An 11549-nucleotide genomic window follows, 5' to 3' on the forward strand; every position below is an offset into this window, starting at 1 on the left:
TCATATTTCACGTTGTCGTGTCAATAAGTATCTATTTTTATTTCACAAATCTTTTAACAAAGTGAAAAAAAGCCACCAATAAAGGCAGCTTATTCTTCCGTTTTATGAAGAGCGTTTTTACCAAACTGCAATCTCGTTATTGACCCGGAGCATTGCTGCCTCATGTCCACTACGATCTTCTTTTTTTAATGAAACCTCTAACCTATCATCATTATCGAATGTTAAAACAATATTTTGATCACTAATAATTTTCGACTTCTTTACTTGATGGTTAATAAGAGAACATAAAGAATCTCGATATCCTAATGAGGCGCTTTCAAAATATCGGCCATTCACGACTGAAACTGGCAATGAATATGTAGTCAAGGTTCCATTAATCTGTTCACCTTCAAAATAAAACTGCAAATAATCTCTAATAAAAATGACTGAGCTAACTTCTGTATTTTCTAAGGTTTTAATAAACATGGTTAACCTCCGAATTTCGGCATATTAATACGCTTTTCTTCCTAATGGGAATATGAAAAAAGGCTGCAAACCCAACTCTCATTTAAATTAAAAACCAACTATTTAATTAAATATTTATCTAATTCTGTAATACTTAATCCCTTTTTATTAACGCAATTATTGATGAGTTCAATTTCATAGTTCAACGATTTGGAAAGTATGCCATTTTCAATTTTTTTATTAATATGATAAAGAAATTGTGCAAGTACATCGAGCGGTAATTTATCATAAAAGTTAGCCAGATTCACACCCACCATTTTGGGAACTATTTTTGTATAACATATCATATTAATTGGCTTTTTAAATGTGCAATTTATGAAAATATTATGTCAATTTTACATTTAGACTTAAATTGAGTTTTATTGGTTCATTCTTCCTCCTTATTTCTAAAATCATTTCACTTCTACACATTTCTTTTGTAATTATATTTTTTACGCAATTGACATATCCGTAACAATATTGACATATATTTTATCAATCGCATCGGAAGGAGGGTAAACCAAATGGATAATCGAATTTTTTTATTTCTTGCTACAATTTTATCTGGTTTCGCACTTATTAGAGTTCCCTTAGCTGATTCATTTCTTGAAAGCGTTTCCCCAATCACTGATATCATTGGTATACTAACTGTTTTAATCTTCTCACTCGTCTTAATTTATAAAGGAGTTAGAAGTTTGTTCAGTAAGTAAATATGATTATGGAAAGCACTCTAAATAGGGTGCTTTTCTCTTTGAATTAAATGTTATCCAACTAATAAAATAAATTAATTATTTTTGCAAACAATAAAATAGTGTTATTTATTACTCAAACCGATTTAAAGGAGAATCTAAAATGAAAAAAGATACATATTCAAAAGGAGATCCAACTATTGCAGAAGGTATGGATACAGAGGATGTACTAAATAGAGATGCCACTCAAACAGAAATTGAAAATGGGGATTCAACAAATGTAACTGTTTTGTCTCTGGATGAAAACGATCCTAGCTGATTTAATCTAAGGGTAGAACATGTACGATCTCTATAAAGTAATTCCAATACTGTGAAGAAAAAGCGAATAAGATCAAAATTGAAAAGGAGTATGGCTACTCCATTATAATTTTCACCATTATTCTCCTCGTTTATATTTCTTGGTGTAACCTTTTTTTCATAGTATTGGAAAAACCAAATGGAACTGTTACCAAAATCCGCTCGTTAAATATCCGGCAATAATATCACAAGAATAATATAATCACGTAACGTCCATTTTCTTTCCCTAATAAACTTGTAATATTGTACCAAGACAAGTTCTACTTCTCTACTATACTCGGAGAGTCGATCTTCGTCTTAGTTAGGTAGGTAAGCAATCCCAAGATGGTTATCAGGAAGATTGTGCTGGTTCCCACCGTACCCAAACCAAGACCACCGTTTTTTTGAGACTGTGACAGGAAATCACCAAGAGAAGCGCCGAATGGACGGGTCCAAGACATAGGCAATCCAGAAGGACAGCACTGCATATAGCTTGAATTTGTAGTGCAATGTTTGCTGTACTGATTGGGTTAGTGGCAATTGCTCGTTCAAAAAGTCTGCAGCTGTCTCCCCCACCGTGGTTGCCAAAATTTTAATGATCCAGAAGAAGATTGTAACTTCTGGATCATTATTCAACATTTGACGGCCACTGGATGGATTTTGTATATCCCCTGAATAACTCATTTAAAATTCTCCTCTTTTTCTTATTTATTTTGAATCAGTACTGAATATAGCGGTATCCTTTTTTGAAAACACAAATAGCTTTTGTCCTAAATAATTTAATACCGTGTACAAACAAGTACCAACTAGGACTGAGAGATCAGTTTGAATATTCTTTGGGATGAAGTCATTATTTTTTAACATGTCTACCACGAAACGCCTTCCCATTTCATATGAAAGGAAATAACAGCACAAGATAACAATTACAAAGCGGACCGCACTCTTTGACATTGAATTTTGGCTTTTGAACGTAAAATTTCTATTTAAAATAAAACTAACAAAGGCTCCAATTGAATTGCCAACAAAAGTGGCCATCCAATAGGACTGTCCAAGTAGATGTAAAAGAAGATACATAACGGATAACCCAACCACAGTATTAACAATTCCTACTATAATAAAGCGAACGAATGAATATTTCATAGCTTCTCCTATTTTTCAACTGCTGCCTTTTGCAGTTGTTCCACTACTAAACGCGAGTATAAGTCTTTTTCAACAGCATATCTTGGCCGTCTTTTAACCTCATGATAGATTTTACCGATATATTCTCCAATAATACCAATACCCAACATTTGTAAACCTCCAACAAACCAAATGGAAATAATTAAAGAAGTCCATCCGGATTCAGTGTGACCTAATATTTCTTGGGTTATCGCATAGCCCTCTGCTATGGCACTTATTAACACGGCCATAAATCCAATAAATGTGACAAATCGAATTGGGGCGACACTAAAGGATGTCATTCCATCAAATGCGAAGGCAAGCATTTTCTTTAGTGGGTATTTTGATTCTCCAGCAAATCTCTCTTTTCTGTCATAGTAGACCTTTGTGGATTTATAACCTACAAGTGGAACAAGTCCACGAAGAAATAAGTTTGTTTCTTTATATTTTAATAGCTCATTTAAAGCACGTTTACTCATAAGACGAAAATCTGCATGGTTTGGGACAAGTTTTATCCCCATTCTTTCCATCATCCGATAAAAACCTAAAGCAGTTGTCCGCTTAAAATACGTATCCGTCTCTCGGCTATCCCTTACACCATAGACAATATCCTGTCCTTCCCAAAACTTTTCAATAAATTGATGGATGACCTTTATGTCATCCTGCAAATCCGCATCGATTGAAATGACACAATCTGATTGCTTAGAGGCTATCTCTAATCCAGCTAAGAGTGCATTTTGATGACCAACATTTCTAGCAAGCTTCAATCCTCTTATATTTGGATTTCTTTCATTTTCCACTTCAATTAATTCCCAGGTCCGATCCCTGCTGCCATCGTCTACAAAGAGGATCTTGCTGTCTATTGAAATAAGCGACTCCTCCATTAATTCAAATAAAACAGAAGATAATTGTGCCGACGTTTCAGCTAATACTTCCTCTTCATTAAAACAAGGGACCACAATCGTTAACACCGGTTTATTCATATGGAATCACTCCTGTAACCACATTATTTGACTTGGTAAAGGTAAATTTTCCAGGCAGAATCTCTTTGCTCAAAGGCCTTTTTGAATACAAGCCCATTTTCATCCGCATTTAAGATAGGGACTGCTGAGAAGATATATTGTCCGCCCATCTTTTTAAATACTTTTGTATTAAGTTGTAAATGGTCAATCTTTACCTTTGAATCTTTTTTAAAATCATATTTTTTACCTAATTTTGCGACAAAAAGATAACATCTGCCGCCCCATTCATCGAAGTATTCCTTCAAGGTAGGACTTTTATCTAATTCTTTCGAAATAATTTTCCGAAACTCTCGTTTATAAGCTAAGGGATAGAAATTATTATAGGTATCTAGTGTATAAAAACCATTATATTGAGCAATCGCCGGGTGGAGTCCTATACTTGCCACCCTGTAACTACTTTGGGGTTTACCGATATATTTTTTAATTTCATGAAATTGGCTTGTCGAATAGAATTGCTTTACAGAGGGCTTTCCAGCACTCCTGTAGACAATTTCATCATTTGCTGCAAACAAGACGAAAATCTGAACAATGAGACATATTTTAACAAATCTCCGCCAATTCTTTCCCATCCTCCAAAGTAAATAGGAACCAACTGCAAACATGAGGTAAATGATTAACGGTCTTAGGAAATGAAATCTTGCAAAGTTGAATGTATTTAAGAGTGAGACGCGCTCCTTTAGCGGCTCCCAGCCTTTATAAAACCAAAAAGCATACCAAACGGATAAAACGATATTAAACATGAAAAGATAAAGATAGCGATTTTCTAACCAGTTTCTTTTTTTATTTTTCAACATCCATAGAACTAGAAAAGAAAGAGGGACGATTACTAAGGTGTGAAGTGTTAATACATGTGTATGGCCTAAAAAATAGTTTTTAAAAACTAATCGGATGGTGCGCCAAAGTCCAAGCTTTGAATTAACAAAATCATTTCTGCTGGTTGGTGCTTCGGGAAACACTAACGAGTAAACAAGACGATACTCTATCAGTAAATAAATAACTGTCATTAGTGCGATACTGGAAAAGAAGCACCAATTGCTTTTTCGTTTCACAAGAAAATCTCTTAGCCACAATAACCCCATGAAACATAAAAAGAAGAAAAATCCTAACACAAAACTAGAATAGAAAGGTAACAATATAAGAGTGAGCCACTCTTTCCAGGTATGTTTACCCTCTCTAATATTCAAAAAAGCCCATAATGCAAGTGGCATTCCCAAAGTACTAAGCATACCGGACGGCCAAAATGGGGTCAGGGCAAAAGCCACCGATACCCATACACGGATAAGGTACGCTTCTTCATCTCTTACAAAATGCTTCTTTAGAAGTAGATACATACCTAAAAAGGCAAACACTCTTGTAATCGATTGACTTATGGAATACGCGAGCATGGATGGAAACAAGTTATGCAGCCATTGAATCCCGCTGAATTCGGTTCCAAAAGCATTTCGCGGCAGGCCATTAATAATTTGCGGGATTGTACTGTTAATTCCGCCAAATAATTGTCCGCTATTTTTCAACACTTTGTACCAGGCAATGTTAGAATCTAAATTATCATGAATCCTAATATGGGCGTTTTCCCCTAAAATAAATAAGGGCGAAACGTAAACTATCAATAAAAGTATTGCAAAATATAAATGCTTTTTCTCTTGATTAGCGTTTTTCCAAAAATTAAACATTTTTTCACCACATTATATAAATTTCTTCGTAAACTAATATCATCGTTTGCTTCATTTATGACATTTGCTACCTGTTTATGTGCATCTCCAAATTATCAGACAGTTTAAGAATTTTAATGAATTTCCTTTTTACTCCTTTACTTTATATCTTTCTATATTCGATGATCACTTATCAAAAGTTTCAATATATTGATACAGGTAAAGTATAGTCTGATAACCTAAAAATTGTATTAATGCAATATTAAAAGTTAATTAAAAAATCCATAGTAAGGGGATTAGTGTTCCTAAAGTCGAAACAGTAGATTGATAGAAAAAGAAGGATGTGAGTGGATATGTCCTGACTTGTATTTGCTCTACTTTCAGCTACATCAGCTGCATTAGTGTCCGTATTTGGAAAATTAGGTTTACAAAATATTGATGCCAACACTGCGACGGCCATTAGGGCCATCATTATGGCAATCTTTTTAATGGGAGTGTTCATTTTCGAGGGGAATTTAGGGGAAATCCCGGTAATTATCGGGGAAAAGCTTAGTTTGGTAAATGTAATTGGCATAGCCCTTATTGCTCTCGGCGTGATCATAACAGCATGGCATTAGTTTGTCTATTTAGTACTCTTTCGGACACTTATTCATATTAAACTCTCTGCTTGTTTGCTCAAAAAAAAAGGTTGCAGAAGCAACCTATTCTTTTTAATTCAAAAGGCAAAAATCATGATGGATATGACATTATTTTTAATTGTCTAATATTATGCGTACTTTATGCCAGCAAGTTTAATATTGTATTTATCATGTGACCCACAAGGTGTTACTGCATAGGTCATTTCACATTTTGGACAGTTCATAATAACCGTTTCTAATGTAAAGGTTTCTCCACACTCACATCCAATTTACCCTTCTATGTAACGCTCTTTCATTTACCGCGAATACTTATTTTTTCGTTACTCGGTCAATGTAACCCTCTTTCATTTACCACGGCTATTCATTTTTTCCTTACTCGGTCAATGTAACCCTCTTTCATTTACCGCGGATGCTCATTTTTTCGTTACTTGGTCAATGTAACCTCTCTTCCATTTACCGCGAATGCTTCTCTTTATCGCCCAGCATTAAAAAGAAAAAGCGATCCTTCTTAAATAGAAGCATCGCACCTAATGATATCTATCATCCATCGTAGTGTTCTCTTTCTCTCTCTTCTTCCTCAAACATTTCGTCATTATCTTTGATTGGGTTGCCCTTGAGCAAATCCTGTGATTTGTGCGAATCGTTTTTTTGCGAGAGAATCTCTTGTTCATTGGTATTTCCGTTCAGTTCCTCAGAAAATTCAGGCACAAAACTTGGTTGTTTTTTCATAATCGGTTTTCCTTTTCTTGTCGTATTTTGTACTTTGGACCTAGTGCTAAATCTCATCACGTAATAAATCAAAGAATATAAGACAACCATTACGATCCCTGCTACCAAACCAACTCCCTGCCCGGGAATAAACGGCATACACATAAGGACTATGATCATGCTTATTAACGCAATCCAAGAAGTGTACGGATAACCGCGCATTTGACAAATTCCTTCTGGGGGACAGCCATTCCTTTTGCGAAAGCGGATATGACTGGCCATTATGACAATATAGGTAAAAATTAAAGCGAAGCCGCCCGTGGTGATTAAAACCAAGTAAACTCTCGGAAACAAGAGCCCAAAACCTAATCCTACAAGCATCGCAAATCCCGAAAATAATATCCCTCTATAAGGTACGTCCTGATCATCCTGAAGCCATTTCGGCGCATGCCCTTCATCTCTGAGCGACCTGATCATTCGTCCAAGACCAAATATGCATGACAGCATGGCCGATAGAATGGCCGAAATTAACACCAGATTAATGGCCCGCCCAGCCCAACCGATACCCCATCTTTTAAGCGAGGAGACCATCGGACTTACACTTTCATTCAGAGAGGCTGTTGGGATGAGTGGCAGTAGGACTGCAGCATAGACGATATACAATCCGACCAAAGAAAACACTGTATAACGAATGGCTTTTGGAATCGTATCTCGCGGATTCTCTGCTTCCGTCGCGGCTAATCCAATGATTTCAAAACCTGCATAGGCAAAAATCACGAGGAGCATGCTTCCGGCAATCCCCTTTATTCCTCCTGGCATGATTGGCTCTGTCCTCAACTCTCCAGCACCAACCGGCGGGGACCCTGGAAGTACTCCGAAAATTAGTACTAATGCCGTAAGGATGAAAAAAATAATCGCAAATATTTTTACACCAGAAAGACCGCTTGCGAGCTTACCAATCTTATCAGCCCCTAAAAGGTTAAGCAGCGTAACACCTATGATAATCGCGCTTCCTAGCAAGCCTATTGATACATTTGGAACCCATTCCCTAATTAGTATCGATATAGCTGTTGCTTCACTAGACATGGATAAAACTGTACCTGTCCAATACAGCCATCCAACAACGAATCCCGTCCCTTCCCCAAGTTCTCGTGATGCAAAATTACTAAAAGAACCTGTTGTAGGATTAGCTACAGTCATTTCTGACAAAGCGTAAAGAATTAAATATACCAATCCACCTGCTAAAATATAGGATATTAATATTGAGGGCCCTGCTGCATGAATGGCGATTGATGAACCTAGAAAAAAGGACCCGCCAATTACACTTCCTAAGGCCATCATTGTGAGTTGCCATGCGGACAGTCCTTTGCGCTTTTTCTCCATTAAGGTTTTTCTCCCTACCATTTATTTTGTAAACTGAGGTTAACGGTTATTATTTACTCAGCTTTACAAAAAGATTCTGACATGGAAAAACGTCGGACATGCAAGGTCTCCCAGTTATGCCATATACGAAAGACAACTTTGATTAATTGATCATAAATTTTTTTAAAAATGCTTTGATACATGGTATCCTTTACTTAAATATCAATGATTTGGTTATAAAAAAGTTCAAAAGAAAATCGGTGATTATTAATGAAGATATATACTAATTTGGATAATGTGAAGAGCTACAAATCGTTTAAGGACATGAGGAAATGGCAGAGTGAACGAAGGAAGAAAGTGAAAGATTTATCCGTAAACATTGAACAGTGTCCTTCTAAAAAAGTGAGAGAATTAAATGAGAACAGGAGCCAGACTTCTTATACTTGGATTGGACATTCCACCTTTTTGATTCAAATAAATGGGATGAATATAATAACGGACCCTGTTTGGGCCAAGCGGATGGGACTAGAAAAAAGATTAACGGAACCGGGCCTCTCGTTAGCAGATCTGCCAGAGATTGATGTGGTTGTAATTTCTCACGGTCATTACGATCATTTGGACTTCCCCACACTAAAAAAATTAAATGGGAATCCCCAATACTTTGTTCCAGCGGGTATGAAGTCCCTTTTTAACAAAAAAGGCTATCAGAAGGTAATGGAAATGAATTGGTGGGAAAGCGCGGAACATGAGGGAGTAACTATTCATTTCGTCCCCGCTCAGCATTGGACAAGAAGGTCGCTGAAGGATATGAATACATCTCATTGGGGTGGCTGGATTTTTCAAACACGAGATGAAACGCTTTATTTTGTAGGCGATACCGGCTATTTTAGTGGTTTTAAACAAATAGCCGAACGATTTACCATTGATACGGTGTTTATGCCGATTGGTGCCTTTGAGCCAGAATGGTTCATGGCGCCTGCCCATATATCACCAGAAGACAGTGTGAAAGCATTCATTGAATTAAAGGCAAAAAACTTCGTCCCGATGCATTATGGCACATATCGGTTAGCAGACGACACGGGACCAGAAGCCTTGGAACGATTAATCCGTGCGTGGGAAAAGCAGCAGCTTAGAAAGGAACAGTTAACGGTGCTTCTACTTGGGGAAACGGTTTTTTAGTTGGGGTTTTCTAATTATAAATTTACCTGCTCTTTGACTCGCATAGTTCGACTTTAATTGGTCACTATATATTTGTAAGACCATTTTTAAGGGAGTGACTTCTGTGGTGAAAAAAAGTTGGGTAACTTTTGTTTTAGCAACTACCTTATTAGGATTAACTGGTTGCGCAAATAATAATAAAAATGCATTGAATGACAATAATGCAGGCAATATGGGAGTAAACAATGTTAGAAACAATGCCATCAATGGTGTAAACGTAAGGAATGTTTCGAACCAAAATTTACGTGTTTCAGGTCGTGCCATTAATAATGTAGAAAGCCTGAAAGAAGTTGACCAAGCCCATGTAATCATTCGAAATAATGATGCATATGTGGCCGTTCGTTTAAATAATAATATTCAAAACGGCACCCGCGCCAATAAAGGCACAACTGGGACGGGGCCAAATATGAATGCTACTTATGGGAATGGCTATAACTCCGGCACAACAGGAACCAATGGCTCTACAAATATGAGTGCTACTACCGGCAATCTTGACAACACGGTTACCAATGGAATAAGAAATAATCGCGGAACTACTACTACTGGGACCCGTGGGACTAACACCAAACTTGATCAGAAAATCATCGATCAGGTCCGTGCAGCGGATCGAAATATTGACAACGTATATGTTTCTTACGAAACAGATACGTTCGGCCAAATGACAAACTATTCAAATGATATTCGTACTGGAACAAACAGAAATGGCCTGTGGAACGATTTTACGAATTCTGTTAACAGGATGTTTAAATAAGAGGAATCAGCTGCCGAATAAATTTTCGGCAGCCCCTTTTTTCTTTGCATCTCTGAGCAAATGATCATTACTTTCAAACTTTCTTAATGTTCCATAAACGAAAACAAACTGTTTTTTCACCTGACTTCACTCCTAACGTTCTCCAAAATTTCTATTTTCCTAAATGTCCTTTGTAAATTTCTCGCCTCATTAAATACTTTAGTGATTAATGAAACTGTGTTGTAGCACGCCTCCACATCAAGCGTCTCAAATTCCGTATGTTCATTCCTGTAACCGGCTGAAAGATTAACACTCTGGATACCATGTTCTGCCCAGATTCTGGTGTCACTGCTACCACCGATTGTTGTTTTCCAGCAAAGTAAACCTATCTGTTTTGCTGCTTCCTCAAAGAAATTCCCGTAATTCTCATGACAAAAACGTTGGTAGCCGCCGCAAGATGTAACAATGTCACCCGTTCCACGCCGGTCTACGACGATCGCGGCATCCACATCCCACAAGAAGGTTTCATCGATGCTTCTTGCACCAATGAGACCGATCTCCTCTTCGACAGTGAATATGAATTTGACTCGACCATTAAAACCAGATGATTGTAAACGTTGAGCCATCTCTAATAGAACGGCAACCCCTGCCCGGTCATCTGCACCTAAAATCCCATGATCACTCGACCATATTTCTCCATTTTTAACAATCGTTCTGTCCGGTTCAATTCGGTCAACTGTGTCCATGTGAGCGTTGAGTAAGATTGTAGGTCCATGCCCATTTCCATAAGTTTTTTGTGCAAGAAGGTTTCCGGTATTGTCAACGGTCATATAATCTACATGATAACGTAGTTTTTCGATGATATATTGGCGCACCTTCGATTCATTCCCACTTTCTCCAGCTATCGATAAAAGCTGTTCAAGTTGAATCAAAAATAACTGTTTTCGAATAAATACTATACCTTTCTCTAACCAATCTTGTTGAATAGCAGAAAGCTTTTCTGTGATATCAAGAAGTAATTTTCTCGAGATATTCAAAGAAATGACACGATTTCTAGTTAATATCCGAGGAACACCCGCTGCTATCAGGACCTCAATGACCTTTTCCATATCAACCTCATTTGTAAAACCTATCGAAGGACTTCTTTTTTCATGGCCATCACAGCAAGAGTTGGTATAAAAGCCAAGTCGATTCAATTGCCTGACCATACCTGCTATATACGTATCTAGCTCCCTCACCTTTGGCTGATCCAACCCAGGACGAAACCATAATCCTTCCCCCCGTCCTCGATACTTAAAATCAACATAAGCCAACCAGATTTCTTCTGCGATAACTGGGCTCGTAACCGATAAGAGACCTTTTTCTAACACAAATGAAATCGAAAGTTTCTCAAAGCTTTCAATCAAAAATGCAACGTTTTCCTCCGTTTCTCTTAGACTCTCAAAGACATTGGGACGAATCTCCTCGACCATAAAACCGTGACGAATAAATAATTGATTCCAATTCTTCATGTAACCATCTCCTTTTTTCTGATGGTCTAAGTATACGAAAAG

The 11549-nt window shown here is 37.2% G+C and carries 11 protein-coding genes and 3 pseudogenes; 5 read left to right on the plus strand and 9 right to left on the minus strand.

The window, feature by feature from the left end:
• Positions 1 to 117: 117 nt before the first annotated feature.
• Positions 118 to 465: a hypothetical protein gene (locus J7E67_RS04415; RefSeq protein ID WP_214716771.1), complete on the minus strand. Its 348-nt coding sequence runs from the start codon at positions 463 to 465 to the stop codon at positions 118 to 120.
• A gap of 98 nt (positions 466 to 563) precedes the next feature.
• Positions 564 to 752, minus strand: coding sequence for a hypothetical protein (locus tag J7E67_RS04420; protein ID WP_308161349.1), 189 nt, complete (start codon positions 750 to 752; stop codon positions 564 to 566).
• Between the two features lie 255 nt (positions 753 to 1007).
• Between J7E67_RS04420 and J7E67_RS04425 the strand changes: the two genes are divergently transcribed.
• Positions 1008 to 1193: a hypothetical protein gene (locus tag J7E67_RS04425; protein WP_214716772.1), complete on the plus strand. Its 186-nt coding sequence runs from the start codon at positions 1008 to 1010 to the stop codon at positions 1191 to 1193.
• Between the two features lie 142 nt (positions 1194 to 1335).
• The gene (locus J7E67_RS04430) at positions 1336 to 1491 is read left to right on the plus strand and encodes a hypothetical protein (RefSeq protein ID WP_214716773.1); all 156 of its coding nucleotides are present in this window, start codon (positions 1336 to 1338) and stop codon (positions 1489 to 1491) included.
• A 298-nt stretch (positions 1492 to 1789) separates the two neighbouring features.
• Here the strand turns inward: J7E67_RS04430 and J7E67_RS32030 are convergent.
• The 5 genes and pseudogenes from J7E67_RS32030 to J7E67_RS04450 all read right to left on the minus strand — a co-directional run.
• Positions 1790 to 2012: pseudogene (locus J7E67_RS32030) on the minus strand (hypothetical protein); the annotation flags it as partial.
• Between the two features lie 63 nt (positions 2013 to 2075).
• A pseudogene (locus J7E67_RS32245) lies at positions 2076 to 2192 on the minus strand (hypothetical protein); the annotation flags it as partial.
• A 24-nt stretch (positions 2193 to 2216) separates the two neighbouring features.
• On the minus strand, positions 2217 to 2648 hold the full coding sequence (locus J7E67_RS04440) for a GtrA family protein (protein WP_214716774.1): 432 nt from the start codon (positions 2646 to 2648) through the stop codon (positions 2217 to 2219).
• Between the two features lie 8 nt (positions 2649 to 2656).
• On the minus strand, positions 2657 to 3649 hold the full coding sequence (locus J7E67_RS04445) for a glycosyltransferase family 2 protein (RefSeq protein WP_214731095.1): 993 nt from the start codon (positions 3647 to 3649) through the stop codon (positions 2657 to 2659).
• Between the two features lie 23 nt (positions 3650 to 3672).
• The gene (locus J7E67_RS04450; RefSeq protein ID WP_214716776.1) at positions 3673 to 5361 is read right to left on the minus strand and encodes a DUF6044 family protein; all 1689 of its coding nucleotides are present in this window, start codon (positions 5359 to 5361) and stop codon (positions 3673 to 3675) included.
• A gap of 380 nt (positions 5362 to 5741) precedes the next feature.
• Here J7E67_RS04450 and J7E67_RS32250 point away from each other — a divergent pair.
• Positions 5742 to 5838, plus strand: a pseudogene (locus tag J7E67_RS32250) (EamA family transporter); the annotation flags it as partial.
• 680 nt (positions 5839 to 6518) lie between these two features.
• On the opposite strand, the gene J7E67_RS04460 reads toward J7E67_RS32250, so the two are convergent.
• Entirely contained in the window at positions 6519 to 8069 is a 1551-nt protein-coding gene (locus J7E67_RS04460) for an amino acid permease (RefSeq protein ID WP_214716778.1), read from the minus strand.
• Positions 8070 to 8318: 249 nt separating this feature from the next.
• Here J7E67_RS04460 and J7E67_RS04465 point away from each other — a divergent pair, with 249 nt between their 5' ends.
• Positions 8319 to 9227: an MBL fold metallo-hydrolase gene (locus J7E67_RS04465; RefSeq protein WP_214731097.1), complete on the plus strand. Its 909-nt coding sequence runs from the start codon at positions 8319 to 8321 to the stop codon at positions 9225 to 9227.
• Positions 9228 to 9330: 103 nt separating this feature from the next.
• Positions 9331 to 10017, plus strand: a complete 687-nt coding sequence (locus tag J7E67_RS32040) for a YhcN/YlaJ family sporulation lipoprotein (protein ID WP_214716780.1) — start codon at positions 9331 to 9333, stop codon at positions 10015 to 10017.
• Positions 10018 to 10133: 116 nt separating this feature from the next.
• Here the strand turns inward: J7E67_RS32040 and J7E67_RS04475 are convergent, their stop codons facing one another.
• Positions 10134 to 11507, minus strand: a complete 1374-nt coding sequence (locus J7E67_RS04475; RefSeq protein WP_214716781.1) for a M20/M25/M40 family metallo-hydrolase — start codon at positions 11505 to 11507, stop codon at positions 10134 to 10136.
• Between the last annotated feature and the right edge of the window lie 42 nt (positions 11508 to 11549).

The organism is Bacillus sp. ISL-46 (genome assembly GCF_018613205.1).

Bases quoted from the DNA above. Each gene is read 5' to 3' on its own strand.
- J7E67_RS04415 (WP_214716771.1), bottom strand. From the start codon at position 465: ATGTTTATTAAAACCTTAGAAAATACAGAAGTTAGCTCAGTCATTTTT.
- J7E67_RS04425 (WP_214716772.1), top strand. From the start codon at position 1,008: ATGGATAATCGAATTTTTTTATTTCTTGCTACAATTTTATCTGGTTTC.
- J7E67_RS04430 (WP_214716773.1), top strand. From the start codon at position 1,336: ATGAAAAAAGATACATATTCAAAAGGAGATCCAACTATTGCAGAAGGT.
- J7E67_RS04440 (WP_214716774.1), bottom strand. From the start codon at position 2,648: ATGAAATATTCATTCGTTCGCTTTATTATAGTAGGAATTGTTAATACT.
- J7E67_RS04445 (WP_214731095.1), bottom strand. From the start codon at position 3,649: ATGAATAAACCGGTGTTAACGATTGTGGTCCCTTGTTTTAATGAAGAG.
- J7E67_RS04450 (WP_214716776.1), bottom strand. From the start codon at position 5,361: ATGTTTAATTTTTGGAAAAACGCTAATCAAGAGAAAAAGCATTTATAT.
- J7E67_RS04460 (WP_214716778.1), bottom strand. From the start codon at position 8,069: ATGGAGAAAAAGCGCAAAGGACTGTCCGCATGGCAACTCACAATGATG.
- J7E67_RS04465 (WP_214731097.1), top strand. From the start codon at position 8,319: ATGAAGATATATACTAATTTGGATAATGTGAAGAGCTACAAATCGTTT.
- J7E67_RS04475 (WP_214716781.1), bottom strand. From the start codon at position 11,507: ATGAAGAATTGGAATCAATTATTTATTCGTCACGGTTTTATGGTCGAG.